The 25,433-nt window shown below is 66.0% G+C and carries 26 protein-coding genes; 20 read left to right on the top strand and 6 right to left on the bottom strand.

Annotation, left to right across the window (positions count from 1 at the left end; all coding sequences use genetic code 11):
* Nucleotides 1-6 precede the first annotated feature (6 nt).
* Nucleotides 7-375 carry a YbjQ family protein gene (locus C5B90_RS00510; RefSeq protein WP_058567432.1) on the bottom strand — a complete coding sequence of 123 codons (369 nt, stop codon included), beginning with the start codon at nucleotides 373-375 and terminating at the stop codon, nucleotides 7-9.
* Between the two features lie 54 nt (nucleotides 376-429).
* On the opposite strand from C5B90_RS00510, the gene mce reads away from it, so the two are divergent.
* From mce to C5B90_RS00545, 7 genes are all read left to right on the top strand, one after another.
* Entirely contained in the window at nucleotides 430-813 is a 384-nt protein-coding gene (gene mce / locus C5B90_RS00515; protein WP_115878226.1) for a methylmalonyl-CoA epimerase, read from the top strand.
* A 3-nt stretch (nucleotides 814-816) separates the two neighbouring features.
* Nucleotides 817-2,766: an o-succinylbenzoate--CoA ligase gene (menE, locus tag C5B90_RS00520; protein WP_115878228.1), complete on the top strand. Its 1,950-nt coding sequence runs from the start codon at nucleotides 817-819 to the stop codon at nucleotides 2,764-2,766.
* Nucleotides 2,767-2,854: 88 nt separating this feature from the next.
* On the top strand, nucleotides 2,855-4,516 hold the full coding sequence (locus C5B90_RS00525) for a long-chain fatty acid--CoA ligase (RefSeq protein WP_115878230.1): 1,662 nt from the start codon (nucleotides 2,855-2,857) through the stop codon (nucleotides 4,514-4,516).
* 93 nt (nucleotides 4,517-4,609) lie between these two features.
* On the top strand, nucleotides 4,610-5,761 hold the full coding sequence (locus tag C5B90_RS00530) for an acyl-CoA dehydrogenase family protein (RefSeq protein WP_115878232.1): 1,152 nt from the start codon (nucleotides 4,610-4,612) through the stop codon (nucleotides 5,759-5,761).
* A gap of 103 nt (nucleotides 5,762-5,864) precedes the next feature.
* On the top strand, nucleotides 5,865-6,638 hold the full coding sequence (proC, locus tag C5B90_RS00535; protein ID WP_115878234.1) for a pyrroline-5-carboxylate reductase: 774 nt from the start codon (nucleotides 5,865-5,867) through the stop codon (nucleotides 6,636-6,638).
* Nucleotides 6,631-7,533: a glutamate 5-kinase gene (gene proB / locus C5B90_RS00540; protein WP_115878236.1), complete on the top strand. Its 903-nt coding sequence runs from the start codon at nucleotides 6,631-6,633 to the stop codon at nucleotides 7,531-7,533. Before proC ends, proB begins: the two co-directional genes overlap by 8 nt.
* Nucleotides 7,526-8,860: a glutamate-5-semialdehyde dehydrogenase gene (locus C5B90_RS00545; RefSeq protein WP_115880503.1), complete on the top strand. Its 1,335-nt coding sequence runs from the start codon at nucleotides 7,526-7,528 to the stop codon at nucleotides 8,858-8,860. Before proB ends, C5B90_RS00545 begins: the two co-directional genes overlap by 8 nt.
* A 173-nt stretch (nucleotides 8,861-9,033) precedes the next feature.
* Here the strand turns inward: C5B90_RS00545 and C5B90_RS00550 are convergent, their stop codons facing one another.
* Nucleotides 9,034-10,350 (bottom strand): RNA-guided endonuclease TnpB family protein, encoded by a 1,317-nt coding sequence (locus C5B90_RS00550; protein WP_115878238.1) that lies wholly within the window; start codon nucleotides 10,348-10,350, stop codon nucleotides 9,034-9,036.
* A gap of 43 nt (nucleotides 10,351-10,393) precedes the next feature.
* On the opposite strand from C5B90_RS00550, the gene tnpA reads away from it, so the two are divergent.
* The 3 genes from tnpA to C5B90_RS00565 all read left to right on the top strand — a co-directional run bounded on the left by tnpA (nucleotide 10,394) and on the right by C5B90_RS00565 (nucleotide 12,471).
* Nucleotides 10,394-10,792: an IS200/IS605 family transposase gene (gene tnpA / locus C5B90_RS00555; RefSeq protein ID WP_115880505.1), complete on the top strand. Its 399-nt coding sequence runs from the start codon at nucleotides 10,394-10,396 to the stop codon at nucleotides 10,790-10,792.
* Between the two features lie 37 nt (nucleotides 10,793-10,829).
* Nucleotides 10,830-11,507 carry an AIM24 family protein gene (locus C5B90_RS00560; RefSeq protein ID WP_233511860.1) on the top strand — a complete coding sequence of 226 codons (678 nt, stop codon included), beginning with the start codon at nucleotides 10,830-10,832 and terminating at the stop codon, nucleotides 11,505-11,507.
* Between the two features lie 160 nt (nucleotides 11,508-11,667).
* Nucleotides 11,668-12,471, top strand: coding sequence for an N-acyl homoserine lactonase family protein (locus tag C5B90_RS00565; RefSeq protein WP_115878240.1), 804 nt, complete (start codon nucleotides 11,668-11,670; stop codon nucleotides 12,469-12,471).
* A 169-nt stretch (nucleotides 12,472-12,640) separates the two neighbouring features.
* On the opposite strand, the gene C5B90_RS00570 is transcribed toward C5B90_RS00565, so the two are convergent.
* Together C5B90_RS00570 and C5B90_RS00575 are read right to left on the bottom strand one after the other, a co-directional pair.
* Nucleotides 12,641-13,222 carry a DsrE/DsrF/DrsH-like family protein gene (locus tag C5B90_RS00570; RefSeq protein ID WP_058567422.1) on the bottom strand — a complete coding sequence of 194 codons (582 nt, stop codon included), beginning with the start codon at nucleotides 13,220-13,222 and terminating at the stop codon, nucleotides 12,641-12,643.
* Nucleotides 13,219-13,470: a sulfurtransferase TusA family protein gene (locus C5B90_RS00575; protein WP_115878242.1), complete on the bottom strand. Its 252-nt coding sequence runs from the start codon at nucleotides 13,468-13,470 to the stop codon at nucleotides 13,219-13,221. The genes C5B90_RS00570 and C5B90_RS00575 overlap by 4 nt, the downstream gene beginning before the upstream one ends.
* Before the next feature lie 267 nt (nucleotides 13,471-13,737).
* Here C5B90_RS00575 and C5B90_RS00580 point away from each other — a divergent pair, with 267 nt between their 5' ends.
* The 8 genes from C5B90_RS00580 (at nucleotide 13,738) to C5B90_RS00610 (ending at nucleotide 18,891) form a co-directional block, all read left to right on the top strand.
* A complete protein-coding gene (locus C5B90_RS00580) occupies nucleotides 13,738-14,925 on the top strand; it encodes an MBL fold metallo-hydrolase (protein ID WP_115878244.1) in 1,188 nt (395 codons plus the stop codon).
* The gene (locus C5B90_RS00585) at nucleotides 14,926-15,417 is read left to right on the top strand and encodes a YeeE/YedE family protein (RefSeq protein WP_115878246.1); all 492 of its coding nucleotides are present in this window, start codon (nucleotides 14,926-14,928) and stop codon (nucleotides 15,415-15,417) included. It abuts the gene before it with no gap.
* Nucleotides 15,414-15,878 carry a DUF6691 family protein gene (locus tag C5B90_RS00590; protein ID WP_115878248.1) on the top strand — a complete coding sequence of 155 codons (465 nt, stop codon included), beginning with the start codon at nucleotides 15,414-15,416 and terminating at the stop codon, nucleotides 15,876-15,878. Before C5B90_RS00585 ends, C5B90_RS00590 begins: the two co-directional genes overlap by 4 nt.
* Nucleotides 15,879-16,374: 496 nt before the next feature.
* Nucleotides 16,375-16,524, top strand: a complete 150-nt coding sequence (locus C5B90_RS20670; protein ID WP_199180608.1) for a hypothetical protein — start codon at nucleotides 16,375-16,377, stop codon at nucleotides 16,522-16,524.
* A 20-nt stretch (nucleotides 16,525-16,544) separates the two neighbouring features.
* On the top strand, nucleotides 16,545-17,564 hold the full coding sequence (locus C5B90_RS00595) for a sulfite exporter TauE/SafE family protein (RefSeq protein ID WP_115878250.1): 1,020 nt from the start codon (nucleotides 16,545-16,547) through the stop codon (nucleotides 17,562-17,564).
* Nucleotides 17,565-17,707: 143 nt separating this feature from the next.
* Entirely contained in the window at nucleotides 17,708-18,088 is a 381-nt protein-coding gene (locus C5B90_RS00600; protein WP_004977164.1) for a helix-turn-helix domain-containing protein, read from the top strand.
* A 109-nt stretch (nucleotides 18,089-18,197) separates the two neighbouring features.
* Entirely contained in the window at nucleotides 18,198-18,404 is a 207-nt protein-coding gene (locus C5B90_RS00605; RefSeq protein WP_115878252.1) for a hypothetical protein, read from the top strand.
* A gap of 94 nt (nucleotides 18,405-18,498) precedes the next feature.
* Nucleotides 18,499-18,891, top strand: a complete 393-nt coding sequence (locus C5B90_RS00610; RefSeq protein ID WP_115878254.1) for a response regulator transcription factor — start codon at nucleotides 18,499-18,501, stop codon at nucleotides 18,889-18,891.
* 30 nt (nucleotides 18,892-18,921) lie between these two features.
* On the opposite strand, the gene C5B90_RS00615 is transcribed toward C5B90_RS00610, so the two are convergent.
* Both C5B90_RS00615 and C5B90_RS00620 read right to left on the bottom strand, forming a co-directional pair.
* Nucleotides 18,922-20,676, bottom strand: a complete 1,755-nt coding sequence (locus C5B90_RS00615) for a bacterio-opsin activator domain-containing protein (protein WP_115878256.1) — start codon at nucleotides 20,674-20,676, stop codon at nucleotides 18,922-18,924.
* A gap of 158 nt (nucleotides 20,677-20,834) precedes the next feature.
* Complete coding sequence (locus C5B90_RS00620; RefSeq protein WP_115878258.1) at nucleotides 20,835-22,862, bottom strand: PAS domain S-box protein; 2,028 nt, start codon at nucleotides 22,860-22,862, stop codon at nucleotides 20,835-20,837.
* 405 nt (nucleotides 22,863-23,267) lie between these two features.
* Here C5B90_RS00620 and C5B90_RS00625 point away from each other — a divergent pair, with 405 nt between their 5' ends.
* Together C5B90_RS00625 and C5B90_RS00630 are read left to right on the top strand one after the other, a co-directional pair.
* Complete coding sequence (locus C5B90_RS00625) at nucleotides 23,268-23,570, top strand: UPF0058 family protein (protein WP_115878260.1); 303 nt, start codon at nucleotides 23,268-23,270, stop codon at nucleotides 23,568-23,570.
* Nucleotides 23,571-23,654: 84 nt separating this feature from the next.
* Nucleotides 23,655-25,397, top strand: a complete 1,743-nt coding sequence (locus C5B90_RS00630; RefSeq protein ID WP_115878262.1) for a DNA mismatch repair protein — start codon at nucleotides 23,655-23,657, stop codon at nucleotides 25,395-25,397.
* Nucleotides 25,398-25,433: the final 36 nt, after the last annotated feature.

The raw sequence follows: 25,433 nt of genomic DNA on the forward strand, positions 1-25,433 counted from the left end.
GTCGGCTCACGCCACGTCGGCGTTCGACTCGGACGCGGGTTCCGCGTCGGTGTCGGAGCCGCCGACGAGTGTGACGGCGGTCCCGTAGGCCAGAATCTCGGCCGCGCCCTGGGCCACCTCGGCGGTCACGTACCGGACGCCGACGACGGCGTCGGCACCCATCGCCTCCGCCTCGGCCACCATCCGCTCTGTCGCCTCGTCTCTCGCCTCGGCCATCAGCCCGGTGTAGGACTTGAGCTCGCCGCCGACGATGTTTCGGAGGCCCTGCGTGATGTCGCGGCCGACGTTTCGGGCGCGAATCGTGTTCCCGCGGACGGCACCCAGCGTCTCCTCGATGTCGCGGCCGACGACCGACTCCGTTGTAGTTACTATCATGACATGACTATCGAACCGTCTGGGTTTATCCGTTGCGCCCGACGAACTGGAGGCATGCACTTCGACCACGTCGGAATCGCCACCCCCGACGCCGCCGGGCTGGCCGCGCTGTTCGCGGAGCTGTTCGACGCGCCCGTGGCTCACGAGGAGACGTTCGACGGCATGTCGGTCGTCTTCCTCGAACTCGAAAAAGGCTACTTCGAACTGCTCGAACCCCACGAGGAGGGTGCCATCTCGAAGTTCCTCGACAAGCGCGGCGGCGGCATCCACCACGTCGCCATCGAGGCCGACGACATCGAGGGCGCGCTCCGGACCGCCGAGGCCGCCGGTATCGACCGCATCGACGAGGAACCGCGCCCCGGCGCGTGGGGCCACGAGGTCGCCTTCCTCCATCCTAAATCCACGGGCGGCGTCCTCGTCGAGTTCGTCTCGCACTAAGCGATGACGGGAGACTCCCCCGACGACACGGCCGACGACGACGCGCTCGCGGACGAGATTCCCGACGACACAGCCGCAGGTAACGGTTCGACCGGCGACGATGGCGACGCCGCCACGAACGACGCCGACGCCGGAGGCCGCGGGTTCGCCGGGCCGATGCGCGACTGGCTCTCCCATCGGGTCGCCGCGACACCCGACCGAGAGGCGCTCATCCACGCCGCGACCGGCGACTCGTGGACCTTCCGCGAACTCGACGCGCTCGTGGACGAGACGGCCGGCCAACTCGCCGCGCTCGGTGTCGAGGCCGGCGACCACCTCGGCGTCGTCTTGGACCCCGGTATCGACTACGTCCGACTCATCCACGCCGCGACGCGGCTCGGTGCGGTGCTCGTCCCACTCAGCGACCGGCTCACCCCCGACGAGGTCGGCCGCAACGTCGAACTCGCGGACGTGACGACGCTCGTCTGCGGCGAGTCCACCGAGTCGACGGCGGTCGAGGCCACGACCGACGTGCCCGTCGTCTCCGTGGACGACCCGCGCTGGGAGGGCGTCATCAACCTCTCGTCTATCGCGCCGAAACGGGTCGAACCCGCGGGCTGGTCGCTCTCGGAGACGATGCTCCTGCTTTTCACCTCGGGGACGACCGGGACGCCGAAGGCCGTGAAACTCACCATGGGCAACCTGCTCGCCAACGCCGTCGCCGGAGCGTTCCGACTCGGTGTCTCGCCCGACGACCGGTGGCTCGTCACGCTCTCGCTGCACCACATGGGCGGCATCGGCCCGATTCTCCGCGGCCCGCTGTACGGGACGACCGTCGTCCTCCGCGAGGGGTTCGACGCCGGCGGCGCGGCCGACGACATCGGCAAGTACGACGTGACGGGCGTCTCACTCGTGCCGACGATGCTCAAGCGGATGCTCGACAGCAGGGGAACGCTCTCCGATTCGCTCCGCGTGGTGCTCCTCGGCGGCGCGCCCGCCCCCGACGAACTCGTCGAGCGCTGTCGGAACTACTCGGTGCCGGTCTACCCGACGTACGGAATGACCGAGACGGCCTCGCAGGTCGCCACCGCGACCCCCGACGAGGCGTTCGACGACGTGGGGACCGTCGGGCGACCGCTCTTTTTCACCGACCTCTGGGTCGTCGACGAGGACGGCACCGCCGTCGAACCCGGCACCCCGGGCGAAATCGTCGTCGCGGGACCGACCGTCTCGCCCGGCTACTACCGGAACCCCGAGGCGACCGCGGACGCCTTCACCGACGCCGGCCTCCGGACCGGCGACATCGGCTACCGCGACGGCGACGGCCTCCTGTACGTCCTGAATCGGAAGGATGACCGCATCATCACCGGCGGCGAGAACGTCGACCCCGGCGAGGTCGCGGCGGTCCTGCGGGACCACCCCGACGTGGACGACGTCGTCGTGTTGGGCGTCCCCGACTCCGAGTGGGGCGAGCGCGTCGCCGCGCTCATTGTCCCCGCCGACCCGGAGAGCCCCCCGGACGACGAGGACCTCGACGCCTTCTGCCGCGAGCGGCTCGCCGGGTTCAAATGCCCGCGACTGGTCGAGACCGCGGACGAACTCCCGCGGACCGTCTCGGGGACCATCGACCGCGAGGCGGTCTGCGAGCGACTGGTCGCGGCCAAGCCCGTCGCGGAGGCCGAACCGGAGCGCGCGGCCGATTACGGCGACAGCGACGACGACGAGTCCGACGACTCCGAGGCCGAAGTCGACGAGACGACGCCCGCGCGCGACGAGAGCGGAACCGACGAGGCCGCCATCGACGACGCAGAGGGCGACGCGACCGTCGCGGACGCGGAACGCGACGGAGACGACGACACCGAGGCGATAGCCGACGACGGCGAGCACGATGATGTCGAGAGTCTGGGGAGCGAAACTGACGACGGCGACGGCGATGGCGGCGGCGAGCTCGTTCCCGACCGCGACGAGGAGTGAACGCGCCCGCGGGTGAAGCCAAACCCACAGCCCGCGTCTCGCCGGATTGTGTCCAAACAATCATTACGTTTTACTGCAAGAGGACAGTATGGTAGGTGCTACCAACCAGACGCTTCGGCCGTTCCTGTGGCGCGCGGGCAAGCTCTTTCCGGACCGCGAAATCGTCTCTCGGACCGCCGAAGGGCTGGAACGCTACACGTACGCGGAGTACGAGGGGCGCGTGGCACAGCTCGCGGGGGCGCTTTCGGACGCCGGCATCGGCGACGGCGACCGGGTGGCGACGTTCTGCTGGAACCACAACCGACACTTCGAGACGTACTTCGGCGTGCCCTCGATGGGCGCGCAGTTGCACACCATCAACCCGCTTCTTCCCGACCACCACATCCAGTACATCGTCGAGAACGCGGAAGACCGCATCATCTTCGTGGACCCGTCGCTCGCGCCGAAACTCGCCGGCGCGGTCGACGAGGATGCCTTCGCCTCCGTCGAGCAGTTCGTCGTGATGGCCTCCGAGGTGCCGGACGACGTGGGGCTGTCCCCGGTGACGGACTACGAGTCGTTCGTCGCCGACTACCCCGACGAGTACGACTGGCCGGACCTCCCGGAGGACCAGCCGGCGGGGATGTGCTACACCTCGGGGACGACCGGCGAGCCGAAGGGCGTCGAGTACTCCCAGCAGATGCTGTGGGCGCACACGATGGCGACGCTCCCCAAATCGGGTCTCGACATCGGCGCGGAGGACGTCATCATGCCGGTCGTGCCGATGTTCCACGTCAACGCGTGGGGCCTGCCGTTTTCGACGACCGCGGCGGGCGCGAAACACGTCTATCCCGGTCCGTCGCCGACGCCCGAGGACCTCGCGAAGCTCATCGAGGAGGAGGGCGTGACGATGACCGCGGGCGTGCCGACGGTGTGGCTCGGCCTGCTCGACTACCTCGACGAACACGACGCGGACATCTCCTCGCTCGAACGCATCATCATCGGCGGGTCGGCCGCGCCCAAGTCGGTCATCCGCCGGTTCGACGAGGAACACGACGTGGACGTGCTCCACGCGTGGGGCATGACGGAGATGTCGCCGGTCGGTACCGTCGCCCATCTCAAGCCGGGGATGGAGGACCTCCCCGCCGAAGAGCAGTACGAAAAGCGCGCTAAGCAGGGCCTGCTCGCGCCGGGACTGGAGATGCGCGTCGTCGACGACGACGGAAACGAGGTCCCGTGGAACGGCGAGGACTTCGGCGAACTGTGGGTACGCGGGCCGTGGGTGACGACGGAGTACTTCGAGCGCCCCGACGCGAACGAGGAGGACTACGAGGGCAACTGGCTGAAGACCGGCGACGTGGTCACGGTGGACGGAGACGGCTACGTCCAAATCGTCGACCGGGCGAAAGACGTCATCAAATCCGGCGGCGAGTGGATTTCGTCGCTCGAACTGGAAAACAGCATCATGGCCCACGACGACGTGGCCGAGGCGACCGTCATCGGCGTGCCCCACGAGCGCTGGCAGGAGCGCCCTGTGGCGTTCATCGTTCCGAAAGGCGGTGTCGACGAGGACGCGCTCAAGACCGAACTCGTCGCGCTCGTCGAAGACGAGTTCCCGAAGTGGTGGGCCCCCGACGAGGTCGTCTTCATCGAGGAGGTGCCAAAGACCGCGACCGGCAAGTTCGACAAGAAGGTACTCAGAGACCAGTACGACGACTCCTCGCTCATCGAGGGCAAGACGCCCGACGCGGAGGCCCCGTCGGACGAGTGAGCGCCGGGACGGTCGTGGGTTCTAACGAAGAACCAGTTTGAAGTTTAGACTGGTTCCATACACTATTTTTACTGTACAATCCTATGTCGGGACATGGAACTTCTCGACGACTCCATCGTGCCCGAACACGCCCGTGAACTCAAGCAGGAGGCCCGCGAGTTCGCCGCGGAGCACATCGAACCGGTCGCGGAGGAATACTACGAGTCCGGCGAGTACCCCCACGAGGTTCTCCAGGCGGGGATGGACGCGGGACTCGTCGCGCAGGACATCTCCGAGGAGTACGGCGGGAAGGGACTCGACCTCCAGCAGATTCTGGCAATCTCCGAGGAGTTCTACCGCGCCGACGCCGGCATCGCGCTGACGCTCCAACTCGCCTCGTTCGGCTGCGAGATTATGGAGGACTACGGCAGCGAAGAACAGAAGGAGAAGTGGCTCCGACCGGTCGCCGAAAACGAGCAGATTTCGGGACTCGCGGTCTCCGAACCGCAGACCGGCTCCGACATGGCCGGCATGGAGACGACCGCGGAGAAGACCGACGACGGCTACGTCCTCAACGGCGAGAAGTACTGGGTCGGCAACGCCGTCGAGGCCGACTGGCTGACGGTGTACGCCAAGACCGCCGACACCGACGACCGCTACTCGAACTACTCGATGTTCATCGTGCCGACGGACACGCCCGGCTACGAGGCCGAGCACATCCCCGAGAAGATGGGCATGCGCGCGTCCAAGCAGGGCCACATCGTCTTCGACGACTGCGAGGTGCCCGAGGAGAACCTCATCGGCACCGAGGGCGGCGGCTTCTACATGCTCGCGGACTTCTTCAACCACGGCCGCATCATCGTCGGCGGCCACAGCCTCGGCCTCGCGGCCGCCGCCATCGAGGAGGCGTGGGAGTTCGTCCACGACCGACAGGCGTTCGGCCGCAACGTCTCGGAGTTCCAGGCGGTCCAGCACATCCTCGCCGACATGCGCATGGAGTTCGAGGCGGCCCGCGCGCTCAACTGGCGCGCCGCGGAAAAGGTCGAAAACAACGAGGACGCCGGCTTCTGGGCGGCCGCCGCCAAGACGAAATCGACCGAGACGGCCGTCGATGTGGCCGAGCGCGGCATGCAACTTCACGGCGGCCGGTCGGTCCTCAACGAGTACAAGATTTCGCGGGTCTACCGCGACGTGCGCATCCCGGTCATCTACGAGGGCGCGAACGAGATTCAGCGCAACCTCATCTACCGGCAGGGCGCGCTGTAAGTCCCCCGTCGCGGCTACCGGAACTGACAACTCGTTTTCCGGTTTGGCATGGCTTGACCGGAACGCAGTTACTTTCTGAGCGTCGTACCTTGAGTCAGCACCAATGGTACGCACGAGTGTTATCGGCTGTGGAAACATGGGGAGCGCCCTTCTCACCGGTCTCTGGAAGGCGGGCGGCCACTCCGTGGTCGCCTGCGACCTCGACCCCGACGCCCTCGCCGCGGTCGCCGACTACTGTGAAGAGACGACGGACGACGTGTCGCGCGCCGCCGACGCCGACGTGGTGTTCGTCGCGGTCAAGCCCGACATCGTCGAGGCCGTCCTCTCGGAACTCGACCTGTCTCCCGACCAGACGCTCGTCACGATCGCCGCGGGCGTCCCGACCTCGTTCGTCGAGGCGCGCACCGACGCCCGCGTCGTCCGCATCATGCCGAACCTCGCCGCCGAGACCCGCGACATGGCCGCGGCGGCGACCGGTGACCTGACCGACGAGGTCCGCGAACTCCTCTCGGACGTGGGCGAGTTCGTCGAGGTCGAGGAGTCGCAGATGGACATCGCCACCGCGGTCAACGGCAGCGGCCCGGCCTTCGTCTTCTATCTCATCGAGGCCGTCACGCAGGCCGGCGTCGCGGGCGGACTCTCCGAGGAAGACGCCGAAATCCTCGCCGCCCAGACGTTCAAGGGGGCGGCCGAGACCGTCGTGCAGGACGACCGCACCGCCGACGAGCTCATCGACGCGGTCTGCTCGCCGAACGGGACGACCATCGAGGGGATGGACGTCCTCTGGGACAGCACCGCCGACGAGGCCGTCACCGAGGCCGTCGTCGCGGCCGAGCGCCGGTCGAAGGAGCTCGCGGAGGAGTTCGCCGATGAGTGAACTGAGCGAGACGAGCGAGACGAGCGAGGCGACCGGGACGGCCGGGACGGCCGACGCTGTCGCCCCCGACGCCGACGCGGTCGCCGCCGCCCGCGACGCCGCCGCCGAGGCGGACCGCGTCATCGTCAAGGCCGGCACCAACTCGCTGACCGACGACGACTCCAACCTCGACGACGACAAACTCGACAAGCTCGTCGACGACATCGAATCGCTCCTCTCGCGCGGCAAGGAAGTGCTTCTCGTCTCCTCGGGGGCGGTCGGAGCCGGCATCGGCCGCCTCGACCACCCCACGGCGGACCGCGACACCCTCGAAGCGTCGCAGGCGCTGTCGACAGTCGGCCAGAGCCTGCTCATGCACCGCTACACCGAGAGCTTCGAGCGCTACGACCGGAAGGTCGCCCAGATTCTCATCACCCAGCACGACCTGGAGAACCCCGAACGGTTCACCAACTTCCGGAACACGGTCGAGACGCTTCTGGAGTGGGGCGTCGTGCCCATCATCAACGAGAACGACGCGGTCGCCACCGAGGAACTCCAAATCGGCGACAACGACATGATTTCGTCCAACATCGCGGTCGGCATCGGCGTCGACCTGCTCGTGACGCTCACCGACGTGGGCGGCGTCTACACCGGGAACCCGAAGGAGGACCCCGACGCCGAGCGAATCGAGGTCGTCGGCGACAACTACAGCGACGTGGAGGACATCGTCACCGCGAGTTCGACCGGCGGCTTCGGCGGCATCCAGACGAAGGTCCGCGGCGCGCGCGACGCCGCCGAGTACGGCATCCCCGCCGTCATCGCACAGTCCACCGAACCCGACGTGCTGGCGAAGATAGCCGAGCGCGAATCGGTGGGAACAATGTTCCTCCCCCTCGATGGTGAACTCGATGACTGAGCGAGACACGACCGCGCAGGTCGAACAGGCACAGTCGGCGGCGCTCCGCCTCGCCAACGTCGACGCGGCCGACCGCGACGCCGCGCTCGGAGCCATCGCGGACGCCATCCGCGACAACAGCGAGGCGATTCTCGCGGCCAACCGCGAGGACGTCGAGGAGGCCGAGGCGATGCTCGCGGCGGGCGAGTACACGCAGGCGCTCGTCGACCGCCTCAAACTCGACGAGGCGAAACTCGACGACATCGCCGGGATGGTCGAGTCCGTCGCCGAACAGGACGACCCGCTCGGCGAGACGCTGGAGGCGAGAGAACTGGACGAGGACCTCGAACTCTACAAGCTCTCTGTCCCCATCGGCGTCGTCGCGACCATCTTCGAGTCGCGGCCCGACGCGCTCGTCCAAATCGCCGCGCTGGCGCTGAAGTCCGGCAACGCCGTCATCCTCAAGGGCGGCAGCGAGGCGAGCGAGTCGAACCGCGTGCTGTACGAGACGATTCTGTCCGCCACCGAGGAGCTCCCCGACGGCTGGGCGACGCTCATCGAGGCTCACGAGGAGGTCGACCGCCTGCTCGAACTCGACGACATGGTGGACCTCGTGATGCCCCGCGGCTCCTCGGAGTTCGTCAGCTACATCCAGGACAACACCCAGATTCCCGTCCTCGGCCACACGGAAGGCATCTGCCACGTCTACGTCGACGAGGCGGCCGACCTCGACATGGCCGCGGACATCGCCCTCGACGCGAAGGTGCAGTACCCCGCGGTCTGCAACGCCGTCGAGACGCTCTTAGTCGACGAGTCCGTCGCGGCCGACTTCCTGCCGGCGGTCGTCGAGCGCTACCGCGACGAGGGCGTCGTCCTCCGGGGCGATGAGGCGACCCGCGAGCACGTCGATATCGACCCCGCGACCGACGACGACTGGGACACCGAGTACGGCGACCTCGAACTCTCCGTCAAGGTCGTCTCGGACCTGTACGACGCGGTGGACCACATCAACGCCCACGGGTCGAAGCACACCGAATCCATCGTCACCGACGACGCCGAGCGCGCCGAGACGTTCATGACCGGCGTCGACGCCGCCAGCGTCTTCCACAACGCCTCGACCCGGTTCGCCGACGGCTACCGCTACGGCCTCGGTGCCGAGGTGGGCATCTCGACGGGCAAGATTCACGCCCGCGGCCCGGTCGGCCTCGAAGGCCTGACGACCTACAAGTACTACCTCGAAGGCGACGGCCAGTTGGTCGCCACCTACGCCGGCGAGGACGCCGTCCCCTTCACCCACGAGGCGCTCGACGCCGAGTGGAACCCCGGCCACCGAAGCCGACGGGACTGAGCGCGCTGGGCGCCTTTCGGTCGTCGCTCCGCGTTTCGAGTTCTCGCGGCACATAGAACTATATCCCTGACAGTCACCTCTCCGGTAGAGTCGTCTCCGCTGCGACTCGGTGACTCCAATGGATGTAAACGACCACGGGTCGGGTGACCCGTGGCTTTTGTTGTTCCCTCAGCCTACGTTGTAAGCACTCCACGCGAAGCGATTTCGCGGGATGAGGATGGGCGGTTTACAGAGCGCCCCGACCCAGACAGGCTCACCTTCCGAACACTTGGGTGGGTTTTGCGAGTCCGGTAATTAACCGATTCAACATCTACGCCAGCGTGTTTCGCCCACACTCGCCACGCCACATTCACACTCGCGTTCCGGTCAGCATGGTCTTGATGAACCGCACACGAATCATTTGTACACCGGAACCGTCGTCCTTGACGGTATCCCCGATGACCACAGCACGAACATGACTTCGAGTTGTACGGAGACTCGACCGTCTCACACGGAATCTGGTTCCACGTCGCTTTGTAACGAACCTGTTGCTCGAACTTGTGGAACGGGAGTTTGTGCAGACGCCGATTCATGTACGTGCCGTACTTGATGGCGTCTCGAATTCCACTCAAGTCCTCGAACACCATAACGGGGTTCGGGAACTGTTGGGCGAACTCGACCACGACTCGGGACATTCTGTGAAGAACCCACTCTGTGTAGCGTTCTTCTTTGTCTCCGAGTTGGTTGTGGATAGAATGTTGGCCGTGTTCTTGACAGCGTTTCGTGATGGTGTGGTAGCGTTGGCGTTCGGCTTTCACCGAACCGTAGTCAAGCACGAGTGTTCCGAGCGTTTCCATCGTCTCACGGTTAAGAGCGGTGAGAGCGATGTTGCGCTCGTTAATATCGACGCCGACGAGTGTGTCAGCGTCTTCGGGTTCAGGCACTTCGACTTCTGTTTTGACCGTGATGTGTAGGTAATACACGCCATCTCGGTACAGAAGTTCGGCCTGTCCCAACGACCACTCATCTTCAGTCAAGGCTGACTTGATGAGGTTGAGGTCTTCCGGTCGCCCTCGAAGGTGTCCTTTCACCTTCTTGTACGGCTTCGGACTCACACGGAATCGAATCCTACCTTCTTCGTCGTTGTGGGTGAGGCGGTAACCTTCGGTGTGTGCCATAACGAGTGGGTAGGCTCCTTTCTTGTCCGTGGCTGGTGGCGACGGTTTCCCGACGGTAGTGTCATCTTGGTCGTACCACCAGTTGAGGAGTTCTTTGTAAGAGTTCCACGCTTGCAGAGCCTTAGCGACGACCGCACACTTGTTGTTCCGGAGGAAGTCCTCGCGGTCAACCTCGCGTTGAATCTCGGTTTTGTTGTAGCCGTCTTGTTTGAGACGGAGTGTGTCGTTGGAGATGTCTCGTGCGGTGAATCGGGCATCTTTGAGCCACGACCGCTCACCAGACTCTATGCAGAGTCGAGTGCGTGCGGTTTTCGTGACTTCTTCGATACCCATACCTTGACTATCGAATCAAATGATAATAAAATTGGGGATTAGGATGGGAGAGTACAGAAGTCATGGACATTCAATTAGTTTGTGTAAGTGTCATTTCGTGTGGTGTCCGAAGTATCGACACGGGATGTTGGAGTTAGTTCGAGTCGAACTTGCAGAATTGTTCCGAGGAACCGCCGAACGGTTCAGTCACGAGATTGTGTCGATGGAGATTGCTACCGACCACGTTCACTTGTTCGTGGAGGCCGACCCAAAATGGAGTCCTGCCGAGATTGCCAAGCAATTCAAGGGATACTCGGGGCGAACAATTCTCAATCGTCACCCAGAAATCAAACAGCGGTACTTCTGGGGGAGTGGGTTGTGGAAGGAGGGATACTACGTTGGGACGACTGGTGTGGTGTCCGAGGATGTGGTTCGTCGGTACATCGAGGAAACTGAACATTAGGCAAGCGTACGCGATTCACCCACGGGTCAGGTGACCCGTGGAACTCTCACTGTCTTCTTTAGACGAATTCGTCAGCACGCACGCACCGTCCGAAGGCGGCGAAGCCTTCGAACTCGAAAACTCGAAACTGCTCGACGTGGCTCTCGACGGGAGCGTCATGGCCAAGGCCGGGTCGATGGTCGGCTACACCGGTGACATCTCCTTCGAGCGCAAGTCCGCCGGCGGCCTGAAAGGGATGCTCAAGAAGAAGGCCACGGGCGAGGGCGACGTCATGATGCAGGCGACCGGCACCGGCCACCTCTATCTCGCAGACCAGGCCAAGGAGGTCCAGATTCTCGAACTCGACGCGGGCGAGGAACTGAGCGTCAACGGCAACGACGTGCTCGCGTTCGAATCGAGCGTGAACTGGGACATCAAGATGCTGACGAGCATCGCCGGGGCGTCCTCCGGCGGCCTGTTCAACGTCTTCCTCGAAGGTCCCGGTCACGTCGCCATCACGACCCACGGCGAACCCATCGTCCTCCAGACGCCGGCCAAGACCGACCCCAACGCGACCGTCGCGTGGAGCGGGAACGTCTCGCCGTCGTCGAACCGTGACATCAACATCAAGGGTCTGCTCGGTCGCTCGTCGGGCGAGTCCTACCAGCTCGAATTCGCGGGCGAGGGCGGCTTCGTCATCGTCCAGCCGTTCGAGGAAGTCGGCCCTGGCGAGTAGTCGGCCGTCCCGGCTCGATCCCCGTTTTCGCGGCGTCGGCCCCGCTCACATTGCTTCAGTCGCGACCCCGTGCGGGCCGAAACGACGCGTATCTCTAGTGCCCGACGGACATATATTGACTGCCTGAACTGTTATGCCCGCTCCGTCCTAACCCCGGAATATGGGTGACATCAGCGTCCACCTGGTCGACCGCGGTCGCGTCCACGCGGACACCGGCTACGTCCTCGACGGCTACTCCATGGGGAGCGCGTCGAACCCGAACCCCGACCACGAGATGAGCGAGTTCGTCGTCTGGAACGCCGTCATCGACGGCCCCGACCGGACGGTGCTATGGGACACCGGCTCGAACCCGGCCGCCGGCGACGGCTACTGGCCCGAACCGCTGTACGAGGCATTTTCGCACGTCGACGCCGCGGAACACACACTCGAAGGCGACCTCGATTCGGTCGGCTACGACCTCGCCGACATCGACGCCGTGGTGATGAGCCACCTGCACCTCGACCACGCCGGCGGCCTCGCCGAGTTCGCGGGCACTGACGTCCCGATTTACGTCCACGAGGAGGAACTGAAGTTCGCGTACTACTCGGCGAAGACGACCGAGGGCTCCATCGCGTACCTCGCGTCGGACTTCGACCACGACCTGAACTGGAACGTCGTTCACCGCGACGAGCACACGCTGTTCGACGGTTTCCGGCTCATTCACCTGCCGGGTCACACTCCCGGCGTGTTGGGCGCGCACATCGAGACGCCCGACGGCGACGTGCTCGTCGCGGGCGACGAGTGCTACGTCGAGGGTAACTACACGGACGAGGTGCCGCTCGGTCCCGGCCTGCTCTGGAGCGAGCGCGACTGGTTCGAGAGCCTCCAGAGAGTGAAGGAACTCGAACGCCGGACCGGCGGCGACGTGCTGTTCGGCCACGACCTCGACCGGTTCGAGTCGTTCGGTGACGGCTGGAACGTCTGACTCGGGCAGACGGCGCGCTCGGAGGACTCTGATTTTCTCGGTCTCAATCGCGCGACGGCGCACAGCCGTAGCTCTCTCTGCGTCTGAAAAACGGTGAAAATGGAACCGCAGGGATGGTGGGGTGGAGTAGGGTGGGTGAGTGGATGGCTGGTGGAGACGACGGGCCGGCCTAAATCATGAGTTGCACGTCGGCGTCGGCCATGTGCTGGAGGGCCGTCGCCGCGCCGACGCCGGTGGTGACGCCGTCGTAGAACTCGGCTTCGTCGTAGCCCATCAGTTCGATGGTCATCTGGCAGGCCTGGAGGTCCACGCCCATGTCGAGGGAGGTCTCGATGAGTTCCTCGACGGTCGCGGTCCCGTTTTCCTGAATCTTCTTTTCCATCATGCTCGTGGCGACGTTGTCCATGAACGGCAACGCGGCCACGGCGTTCGGCATCGGCATGCTCGGGTTGCCGACCGCGCTGAGCTTCAGGTTCTTCGACTTCTTCTCGTGGAGGATGTCGAGTCCCCAGAACGTGTGGAAGACCACGACGTCCCAGCCGAAGGCGGCCGCCGTGCTGGCGAGGATGAGCGGCGGGTACGCCATGTCGAGGGTGCCTTTGGTCGCGATGATGGTCATCGACTTCTGTCCGTCGTCGTCGGTCGCCTCTCGGAGGTCGGAGACCTCTTCCTGCAGGGCTTGGACCTGTGCGCGGAGGTCTTCGACGGAGGCGGCTCCCGCGTCGACGGGCGCGTCGGCGTCCGAGCTCATTCCTTCTGGATGAAGTGGCGGAAGACCGCGTCGCCGTCTTCCTCGGCCTCTTCCTGTTCGAGCATGGAGACGCCGTCGGTGGAGTCGGCCCAGCCCTTCAGGTCGCTCATACTGCCGGAGTCGGTCGCGACGACCTGCAGAATCTCGCCTGCTTCGAGGTCGTCGACCGCGCCGCGGGTCTTGACGACGGGCATCGGGCAGGACAGTCCTTTCACGTCGAGGGTCTCGGTGGGTTCGTATGTACTCATTTTCGAAGTCACCTGTGTTGGGTGTGTTCCACAATATAGGGGTGCTTCGTAAAAGCGTGTCGATTCTTGGGTATACTACACAATATCTACGTCCAGAGACGCTTCATCCCATATTCGGCCATGTGAGGCACTAAAGAGCCATTGCACGCTCGCGTGAGTACGAAATCACACTAGAATCAGCCGACACACCTCGATTGAGTATTGCAAGAAATACAAACTACCATCCGAAAGCTTAAGTCGGACCACCCGATAGTGGGTGATGCATACATGACCGTTCCAGACCTGCCGGAACTCGAAGTCGGCGTGCCAGTCATCGAACCCGAGACGCTGAAAGCCCGCATCGACGAGGGCGAGTCGCTCACCATCCTCGACAACCGCGTGCCGTCGGAACACGAGGACTGGCGCATCGACGGCGAGAACGTCTCGCACGTCAACATCCCTTACTTCGAGTTCCTCGACGAGGAGCTCGACGAGTCGCTGTTCGAAGACCTGCCCGAAGACGAGGAGTTCGTCGTCCTCTGTGCGAAGGGTCACTCCTCGGAGTACGTCGCCGGACTCCTCATCCAGGAGGGCTACGACGCCGTGGCGCTCGAACGCGGCATGAACGGCTGGGCGAGCATCTACGAGTACACGGAACTGGAGACCGACGGCGACGCGCTCGTCGCGCAGTACCAGCGCCCCTCCAGCGGCTGTCTGGCGTACCTCGTCGTCGACGGCGACGAGGCCGCCGTCGTCGACCCGCTTCGCTACTTCGCCGACGAGTACGTCGCCGACGCGAAGGCGCTCGGCGCGGAACTGAAGTACGCCGTCGACACGCACATCCACGCCGACCACATCAGCGGGGTCCGCACGCTGGTCGAAGACTACGGCGTCACGGGCGTCATCCCCGAGGCCGCAGAAGCCCGCGGCGTCGACTACGACACGCCCTACGAGACCATCGCGGACGGCGAGACGCTCACCGTCGGCGACACCGACGTCGAGGCCATCCACACGCCCGGCCACACGACCGGCATGACGACCTACACGGTCGACAACGTGCTGTTCACGGGTGACGGCCTGTTCATCGAGTCGGTCGCCCGCCCCGACCTCGAAGACGGCGACGAGGGCGCGCCCGACGCGGCCGGCATGCTCTACGACTCCCTGCAGGAGCGCGTCCTCTCGCACGACGACGACGCTATCGTGGCCTCCGCGCACTTCAGCGACGCGGCAATCCCCGCCGACGACGGCAGTTACACCGCCACGCTCGGGGAACTGAAGGACACGATGGACGCACTTTCGATGCCCAAAGAGGAGTTCGTGGAGTTCATCCTCTCGGACATGCCGCCGCGGCCGGCCAACTACGTCGACATCATCGAGACGAACCTCGGCGTGCAGGAGTCGGACGACGACCGCGCCTTCGAGCTCGAACTCGGGCCGAACAACTGCGCGGCCAGCAACGAAGCCCTGACGAACTAAATGTCTGGTCTGACGCCGCTCCTCGTCGAGGGGCTCTTCCCGAACGGTATCGCGCACTACGCGCTCGGCGGCCTCCTCATCGGACTCGGGACCGCCGTCATCTACCTCGGGACGGGCATCATCGCCGGCACGAGCACCTTCCTCGAATCGACGCTGTCGTACGTCTCCGACCTCCCGCGGTTCAACAAGGCGAAGTACGTCGCCTCGCGGGACTGGCGGGTCGTGTTCACCCTGAGCATCGTCGCCGGGGCCGCGCTCTACACCGTCCTGTTCGGCGACGGCTGGTGGGTCTCCGACGTGCAACCGTGGCGCTTCGCCGTCGGCGGCGTGCTCGTCGGCGTCGGCACCCGCATCGGGAAGGGTTGTACGTCCGGCCACGGGGTCTGCGGCGTCGGCTCGCGCTCGCGGACCTCGCTCGTCAACGTCGCCACGTTCATGCTCGTCGCCATCGGGGTCGCACAGCTCCTGAGCGCGCTGGGGGTGTCGCCGTGAGCGACGACGAACGCGGACTCGGGTTCATGCTGGTCGTCATCGCGGGCGGCCTGATATTCGGGTTCGGCCTCGCCGTCAGCAACATGGCCCGACCGGAGGTCGTCCTCGACTTCCTCCAGTTCGACGACTTCGGCCTCGTCTTCGTGATGGGCGGGGCCGCCGTCGTCACCGGAACCGTCTTCGCGCTCGCCGAGGCGTTCGGCGACCGCGCGCCCCTCACCGGGCGTGACTACGGCCGCCGCCTGAAGTCGTTCGACAAGAACGTCGTCGTCGGCGGGGTCGTCTTCGGCGCCGGCTGGGGTATCTCCGGCATCTGTCCCGGCGCGGCCTACGCCAGCCTCGGCGTCGGCAACTACCCCATCCTCATCGCCATCGGCGGGATGTTCGCCGGTGCGTACCTGCAGGGGCTCTGGCGCGCCCGCCGCGCCGAGAGCGCCGCGACCGGCACCTCCGCCGACTGAGCTCCCCGCCGAATCGGATTTCGTTCTTTTTGTACCCTCGTCCGCAGAGCGACGGCGACGGCGACGGTGTTCTCCTCTCCCTGTCGGTGAACCGCTGCCGATGGACCGCGTCGCGCGCGCTGTCGAGCAGCCGGTGGTCGTTTCCGCCCGTGAGTCGGCGTTGGACGCTCGCCGCCGGTACTCGAAAACGTCGTCGTGAGCAGCTCTCGACCGGGGCTCTGCGACTGTAGCTGGTTGGAGATAATATTGCACAAGAAGAAAACAACTATTTTGTCATAGGTAGCGGAGAAATATGTTCGTAACGTCGTATGATACGAAATATGGGCCGACTGAGTGGTATTTCTATGGTCTTTCTATAACTTATGTGTATGCAATCGCGATATGGTCTTGCACAGTATTCCCAAAAGCGTTATATACTCACTCCGGTTAGCCAGCCATGTACAAGAAAGTATGATACGTGCAATACACTCTGAGCGCCCCGAGGGGTGCTGGTAAGATGTTCGGAATCGAGACGTTGAGCGGGAACGCACAGGCCGCCGCGCTCGTCGGCGTCGTTCTCGTCGAGGCGATGGTGCTGTACGTCGGCTACGGCGCGCTGACCGCCGCGCTCGGGCCGACCGTTCGCAAGGCCATCGGTGGTGAGTGAGCGTGTTCGAGCTATTCGGCATGTCGGCCGGGATGCTGGCGCTCTTCGTCGCATTCGGCGTCCTCATCGGCGTCCTGTTCGGCTTCTTCGGCATGGGTGGGTCGTTCCTCGTGACGCCCGCGCTGCTCGTCATGGGGTATCCCTCGCGCGTGGCCGTCGGCTCCGGCCTCGCGTTCGTCTTCGGGACCTCCGTCATCGCGACGCTGAAGCACCGCGACCTCGGGCAGGTCGACTACAAACTCGGTATCTCGATGATTATCGGGACCACGGTCGGCCTCGAAGTCGGGAAGGAAATCGTCCTCTACCTCGAAGAACTCGGACTCGCCGGGAACATCATCAGCGTCACGTACGTGCTCTTGCTCGGCGGAATCGGGCTGTTCGTCACCTACGAGGCGCTGAAGGGCGGCGACGGCGGCGGCGTCAGCCACGACGTAGACGGCGACGCCGACATCGACGCCGACGACATCCCAGAGCTGGCGAAGAAGATTCAGAGCTACTCGCTCCCGCCGATGATAACCCTCCGCGGCGGCGTCAAGGTCTCTTTGTGGATGATTCTCCTCGTCGCGTTCGCCACGGGGCTCCTCTCGGGCTTCCTCGGCGTCGGCGGCGGCTTCATCCGCATGCCCGCGCTGTTCTACCTCATCGGCGTTCCGGTGCCCATCGCGGTCGGGACCGACCTGTTCGAAATCATGTTCTCGGGCGGCATCGGCTCGTTCCTCTACGCGCAGTCCGGCGGCGTCGACCTCTCTATCGTCGCGCCGCTCCTCGCCGGCTCGGCGCTCGGTGCGCGCGTCGGCTCCGCGGCGACCTCCATCGTCGACGAGGACGAAATCAAGATTTACTTCGGCCTGATGTTGCTCCTCGGCGCGCTCGCCGTCGCCGTCCGGCAGGCCGGGAACTACCTCGGCATGGGCGTTCTCGACTACGTCAGTCTCGCGCTCATCCTCGGGTCGGCGCTCATGGTCTCCGGCGCGGTGCTCTACAGCGCCGTCAAGTCCATGCGCGCGCCCTCAGCCGCCGGGAGTTCGACCGCCGACTGACGGCGACGGCTCGCACGCGAACCACACTCGCATCGAACCCGAATCCGCGACACCGGGCCGCGGTTTCTCCTCCGGTGTTGTGCAAACTATACAAACCCTTTTGAGGGCTGACCACGTAGCCCGAACCGACAATGGCTAGCTCGATGGTCGAATACCTGCAATCGGACATGGAGTGTGAGGGACTCCTCGAGTGTCTCCACGGACTGAAGCAACTCGACCGGCGGTGTTTCGAGGTGCTCGTCGAGACCGACGAACACCTGACCGTCGACGAGGTCGCCGAAGCGGTCGAACGGGAGCGCTCGACCGCCTACCGCTCCATCCAGCGCCTGCTGCAGGCGGGGCTCATCCAGAAGGAACAGGTGAACTACGAACACGGCGGCTACTACCACGTCTACCACCCGACCGACCCCAACGAGGTCGCAGACGACATGCAGCGCATGCTCAACGACTGGTACGCCCAGATGGGCACACTCATCCAGGAGTTCCGCGACAAGTACGACGAGAAAATCGTCCCCGCGGAGTAGTTTTCTTCGACCGACGAGCGGCCGCCGCCTCTCGATTGGTCCACCTCCCAAATCGATTAGGTTCCGCATTCAACCGCACACAGTCCATAGCTACTGCTACGACCGCTCTATGTCGAAGAGTAAAAGCAGTCCCCGAAATAACGAGTTCGTCGAAGAGTGCCAGTCGTGTGAAGCCCGGACGCCGCACGACGTCTCCATCGAAATCAAGACCGAGAGCCGGAAACGCGAGAACCGCGAGTTCTCCCGCGAGCCGTACCGCGTCACGCGCTGTACGCGCTGTGGGCACACGCGGTCTCAGCGAATGAACGACGCGTGAGCGAGACCGCCGCCGACCGGCGCCCACCCTCGACAGACCACGCCCGAGCCCGACCGACCGCCTCCGCGACACCGACGTAGCCACGGTCCGTGCCATGACACAGACACCCACGCCCGACGCGCCGACTGTCCTCCTCGTCGACGACGAGGCCGCCCTCGCCGATAGCCTCGCACTGTGGCTCGAATGCCACTACCGCGTCCGAGTCGCGTACTCCGGGCGTGAGGCCCTCCAGAGGTTCGACGAGAGCGTCGACCTCGTCTTCCTCGACCACAACCTCCCCGGCCTCTCCGGCGAATCCGTCCTCGAAGAACTCCGCCGCCGAGTCGATCCGGCGTCGTTCGGTGTCGTCATGCTCAGCGCCACGCCCGGCGACGAACTCGCCGACCTCCCCGTTGACGCCGTGCTCACGAAGCCAGTCACCAAACGCGACGTCTTCGACGCCGCCGACCGATTCGTCGGCGACGCGCCCGAAGCCAAACTCGACTAATCTCCTTCCGACGGTCGGTAGCCGTCCGCCTCAGTCGTCCGCCGACGCGGGATTCAACTCGTCGAAATACGTCTCGATGAGCTTTCGCTCCGCCGTCCGAAGGTGTTCGTGGAGCGTCGGCGGCGAGATACCGAGCGAGTCGGCGACCTCCTCGGCCGTGCTCCCGCGGGGCCACTCGAAGTAGCCGGAGACGAGCGACGTTTCGAGGACCGTCTGCTGCCGGTCTGTCAGTTTCGAGTCGAGCGTCCGGCGGAAAGAGTCGGCCGACTGGACGGACCGTTCCACCTCGCGCTTTGCGACGACCGAGACGCCGGCTGCAGCCGTCGTCACCGCCTCCACAAGCGCGCCGTGGTCGGCGTCGGCCGCGACGTGGAGCGCGAGGGTGCCGCTCCCCTCGGAGAGCGTCAACCGCTCCACGCTCGCGCCGTGGTCGATAGCGGTCGACAGCACCGCCTCGGCGTCGGTGCGGAGTTCGACGACGGACTCCTCGTCGCCGTCGGCGACGACGCGGGCCTGCGAGACGTCGTCCGAGTCGATGGCGGCCGCGACCGCGTCGCACCCCGACGCGCCGGCGACGCTGACGAAACAGGTAAGCTCGTCGCCGGCGCGGGTGACGCCGTCCAGCGAGAGTCGGCAGTCAAGCGTCGCCGAGAGCCCGGCGAGCACGCTGGCGTCACCCGCGCCGGCGACCTGAAACTCCAGTTCGACGACGCTGTCACCGTTGAGAAGCTGCTTGCTCTGCGTCGCGTTGATACCGTTGCCGACGGTCGCGCCGAGGTCGGAAAACAGGCCCGCGGACTCCTCGTCGAAGCCGTCGGTCTCGTCGTAGACGACGAGCGCGCCGTACGCCGTCTCGCGGTAGTCGATAGCGACACAGAGCGCCGACACCGCGTCGAGGTCGGCGGCGTCGTCGCCGAAGACCGCCGCGCGGTGCGCCTCGGAGATGTCCTCGAAGGCGAAGCCGTCTTCGACCGTTCCGTCGATGTCGAACGCCTCGTCGACGAAGTCGAGGTCGACGCCCGCGGGGTCGAGTCCGTAGCCCGCCGCGGCGGTACACCGGAGCGTGCCGGCGGCGGTGCGTCTGAGAACGAACGCGGCCTCGTGGGCGCTCGCGACCGCGTCGCAGACGGTCTGTTCGATTTCGTCGCGGGTCCGCGCATCGATTACCGCCCGGTCGATGTCGCGGAGGAGCTCGTTGGTTCGGCTCAGGCGGTCGAGCTGCGCCTCGCGGTTGCGAATCGCCGCCTCGTGTTCGGCCCGTACCGCCTTCAGCCGGCTGCGGAGGTCCGAAAGCGCCTCGGGTTCGCGGAGCTCCTCCACGTCCCGGCTGTCGAGCGCCGCCTCGGTGGATTCGAGCGCGAAATACTCGCGGACCTCGGACTCGAAGCCCGATCGCACGAGCAATTCTTCGACCGTCTCTTTGACCTCCGACTCCGAGACGGGTTTGACGAGGTAGGCGTCGAACGGCATGTCGACGATGTCGGTGTCCGGCTCGACCGCGGTCATCATCGCCACGCGGCAGTCGAGGCCGCGCTCGCGAATCTCGTCGAGCACGTCGTCGCCCGTGACGTTCGGCATTCGCCGGTCGAGGAGGACGACGTCGACCGTGTCGTCGAGTCGGTTGAGGGCTTCTTCACCGCCGTAGGCGGTCTCGACGGCGAACCGCTCGCCGTCGAGCCAGTACCGGCAGGTGTCTGCGAGGTCCTCGTCGTCGTCGACCACGAGGACGACCTGCTCGGCGGCCCGCTGTTCGGGGCTCTCGCGCGCCGAGCGTTCGGTGACCATCGTATCGAACACACAGTAACGGCGAACGGTAATATATCTGCCCATCGCAGCGGGTGGAATTTAGGCGGTTCAGTGACCCGATTCGGCCGTCTCCGATGGTCGGGGGGGATTCCCGAGACCGACTGCGAACCGACCCGCGAGCCGACCGCGAGCCGAACTCACGCCCGCGGGAGCGTGATGACGAACGTGGCTCCGCCGCGGTCGTTGTCCTCGATTTCGACCGTCCCGCCGTAGCTCTCGACGATTTCGCGGACCAGAAAGAGGCCGAAGCCGTTGCCCGGGTTCGATAGGTCCTCGATGCGCTGGTCGACGATGCGGTGTTTCTCCTCGTCGGGAACGCCCGGCCCGTTGTCGGAGACGCGGAGTTCGACCACGTCGTCGCCGGCGCCCACCTCGACTTCGACCGTCGGGTTCGGCTTGTCGTTGTGCTGGACGGCGTTCTTCAGCAGGTGTTCGACGACCTCGTCCAGCAGGTCGTCGGCGACGACCGAGATGTCCGGCAGTCGCCCGACAGCGACGCTCGCGGCGTCGGACTCCCGGCGGAGCGAGTCCACGCCGTGGTCGACCGCCTCGTCGATTCGCCGCGGGCGGAACTCGTGGGACTCGCGCTCGACGATGACCTTCATGAACGTCCGCATCGTCCCGACGAGTTCGGTCATCTCGCGGACGCGCCCCTGTATCGTTTCGAGATGAGTCAGCCCCGCGTCGTCCACGAAGTCCTCGACGATGTCCGCGCGCGCGCCGACCACGTTCAGCCCGTTGAGGAGGTTGTGGCGGATGATGCGGTTCACGAACTCCAGTCGCTCCTGCTCGCGGCGCAACTCCCGCTCTCGCTCCTTGCGGGCGGTGATGTCGTGGCCTTCGAGGACCAGAAGCGACACCGTGCCGTCGCCGTCGCCGTCGCCGTCGCGGACCGGGGTGACGGAGAAGTCGATGACGACCGGCCGGTCGGTGTTCTCCCGTTCGATTTCGACCTCGTAGCGGACGAACGCTCCTTCGGAAGCGCGGCCGAGAGCGGCCCGGAGGTCGGCGATGCGCTCATCGTCGCCGTGCCACCACGGCGTCTCCCACGCCTGCAACCCCACCACGTCGTCGCGGTCGGCGTCAACGAGGTCGAGCGCGGCATCGTTCACCCGGAGGACCGTGCCGTCTGGCTCGACCAGCCCGATGTACTGGAAGGTGCTGTTGAACACCGCGTCGAGCTGTTGCTCGCGGCGCTTCCGTTCGGTCATGTCGCGGGTCACCTTGGCGAAGCCGATGACCTCACCGGCGTCGTCGGTCAGGGCGGTGATGGTGACAGACGCCCAAAAGCGAGTGCCGTCGGCACGGACGCGCCACCCCTCGTTCTCCGCTCGGCCCTCGGTCCGTGCTCGGTCGAGGAGGCGCTCTGGCAGGCCGTCTTCGGCGTCCTCGTCGGTGTAGAACGTCTCGATGTGCTTGCCGAGTATCTCCTCCGTATCGTAGCCTTTGATGGCCGCCGCGCCGCGGTTCCAACTCTCGACGCGACCCGAGGCGTCGAGGCGGAACAGCGCGTACTCCTCGATGTCCTCGACGATGCGCGAAAACGCCTGCTCGCGGCGTTCGAGTTCGCGCTCGCGCTCCCGCCGGACGTGGGTGTCGATGCCGTGGGCGACGGCGTGGCCGAGGTTCGAAATCGGCTCGGCGAGCTCCGCGGTGAACGCCCGCTCGTGTTCGGCGTACATCGTGAGCACGCCGTAGCGCGCGTCGTCGTAGACGAGCGGCACCGACGCCGCCGAGCGGTAGCCCCGTTCGAGCGCCGGTTCGCGGAACGGTCCGAACGCCGGCTCGTCGGCGATGCTCTGGGTCGCCTGCACCGCGTTCGACCGGACCGCGCGGCCGACGGGGCCGTTGCCCTCGGGGCGCGCCGCCGACACCGACACGTCTATCTCGTCGAGATAGCCGTCTTCGACGCCGGCCCACGCGGTCGGCTCCACGTCGCCGGTCGTCTCGTCGACCACGCCGACCCACGCGAACCGGAGTTCGTCGGTCTGGACGAGTCGCTCGCAGACCTGGCGTTCGATGCCCGCGCGCCCGCCGGCGTCGACGATGGCCTCGTTCACGTCCGCGACGACCTCGTTGAACGTCGCGAGGATGTCGAGTCGCTGGCGCAGTTCGCGCTCCGTTGCAGACGGGTCGTCGACCGACTGCGGAGACCCGTCGGTCATCCGTCCCGACCTCCCCTCGAACCGGCGTCCCGTCGTGCGTGCATACCCCGACTCTAACCCCCACTGACTTGTGCGTTTCTCGGTCGGCCCGAACCAGACCTAACCACGTAGGGCCGTGAATTAGTACCGACCGCGCCATTCGACTATATGGCCACAGTGACCTGCCCGGGTCACTCGTCGTGCCCGCACGACCCTACGGCGGAATCGACAACCTACCCCCTCTCTCCGCCTTGGGGACGTGTCCCTGCCCAAACCCCAACTCCCTTTCCACGAAATCGCCCGACGAGCGACGGGTGTTTCGTTCGTGTCCCCGAGGCGTACATTCATTTCTAGCCGATGCAGATACAAGACCAAAAGCACGCACCACCGCGCCATTTACGCCGGATGAGCACATACGTGCAACCCATGAAGAAAAACGAGCTCATTCACGTGCATTCGCTGCTCGTGGAAATCGCCACAGACTACCGCGACCGCGGAGTGCTCACGAGCGCCGACCTCGAACCGTACCACCAACTCGGAATCGGCCCGATGGCCCTCCGAGACTGCCGCGCCGACCACGAGCGGGCCGTCCGAACGCTCACAACCGTCCTCGCGGTCGGTGCCGCCCGCGACCTCGACCGCGACGCGGAGTCGGTGCCCGGCCGACACCTGCTCCGTCCCGACGAGGCGACCGACACCGACACCGACCAGCGCGTCACGTCACACTGATATTTTCTTCGCGGACTCCCCCTCGAACAGCGGCGGCACCGGCCGACGGATGGACCTAAGAGCGCCCGGTGAGACGCCCCCGGTATGCGACTCGAAGACTATTGGGGAGTCGGCCCGAAGACCTCGGACCGACTGAAATCGGCTCTCGGCAGGGAGGGAGCGGTCGCCGCTATCGAGTCGGCCGACGTGCGGGCGCTCGTCGACGCCGGCGTCACCCGCGGGCGGGCGGTTCGCATTCTCCGCCGCGCCGACGGGCAGGCCGGCATCGACGCGCTGTCGACCCGCGACGCCCGCGACGTGTACGACGACCTCCTGTCGCTCGCGAGCGACCGCGCGCTGACCGAACACGCCGCCGACCGAATCCGCGTCCTGACGCCGCTTCCGACCGTCGGAGACCGGCGCGACCGCCTCGACCGCGTCCTCGCGGCGCGGGAGGCGTGGGCCGACCTCGACGACGACGCCCGCGACGCCGTCGAAGCGACGTTCCGCGAGTACGACGAGGCCGGCGAGACCGAGCGCGCCGCCGTTCGCGCCGCGCTCGAACTCAGGGAGGCTGGACTCCGCGGCGAGCCGTTCGACGCGCTGGAGGAGGCAGACCCGGACGCCCTCCGCGACGCGCTCGGCGCGCTCGGCTACGTCGACAAGGACGGCTCGGTCGCCGCGGGTGCCGACGACCGCCTCGACAGCCTGCGGAGCCGACTCGACACCGCGAACGAACTCCAATCCGGCTCGTTCGACGTGCTCGAAACCATCCAGTCGCGGGGCGTCCGCTCGCTCGACGACTTCCGCGCCGCGTTCGTCCAGTACGTCGCACAGGAGACCGACCTCTCGCGCGGCGAGGTCGAAGCGGTCGCCGCCGAGGACGCCCGCGACGCGACCGACTTCGTAAGCGCGTCGCTCCGGGCGCTCGTCGAGGACCTCGAAGCCGACGTCACCGCGCGCGAGGAGACCGTCGCCGAGGAGCTCCGCGACCGTATCTGGGCCGCTCGCGACGACGTGGACCTCGCGGTCGAGGCCGTCGACGAGGTCGCGCTGTCGCTGTCGCTCGCGCGGTTCGCCGACGAGTACGACCTGACGCGGCCGGACATCGCCGAGACGGGGCTGGCGGTCTGCGGGGCGCGCAACCTCTTCATCGACGACCCACAGCCCGTCTCCTACGCCGTCGGCGACCACGAACTCGCGTGCGCGTCGGGGCCGACGCCGCCGGTCGGCGACCGCGTGTCGGTCCTCACCGGGGCCAACAGCGGCGGGAAGACGACCCTGCTGGAGACGCTCTCGCAGGTCGCCATCCTCGCGTCGATGGGGCTTCCCGTCCCCGCCGAGTCGGCGGTCGTCGGCCGGTTCGATTCGGTCGTGTTCCACCGCCGGCACGCGAGCTTCAACGCGGGCGTGCTCGAATCGACGCTCAAGTCAATCGTCCCGCCGCTGTCGGGCGACGGGCGGACGCTGATGCTCGTCGACGAGTTCGAGGCCATCACCGAACCGGGCCGCGCGGCCGACCTGCTCAACGGCCTCGTGAACCTCACCGTCGAGCGCGACGCCTTCGGCGTCTACGTCACGCACCTCGCGGACGAACTGAGCCCGCTCCCGCCGGAGGCGCGCATCGACGGCATCTTCGCCGAGGGCCTGACCGACGAGTTGGAACTGCGCGTGGACTACCAGCCGCGGTTCGGCACGGTCGGCAAGTCCACGCCGGAGTTCATCGTCTCGCGGCTGGTGGCGAACGCCCGCGACCGCGCCGAGCGCGCCGGCTTCGAGGCGCTGGCTGCGGCGGTGGGCGAAGAAGCGGTACAAAAGACGCTGTCCGACGCCGAGTTCGTCGGCTGAGCCGACGCGGCGGGGAGGAAGGGCTATCGGCGGCGT

The organism is Haloferax sp. Atlit-12N (assembly GCF_003383095.1).
Lineage (GTDB): Archaea > Halobacteriota > Halobacteria > Halobacteriales > Haloferacaceae > Haloferax.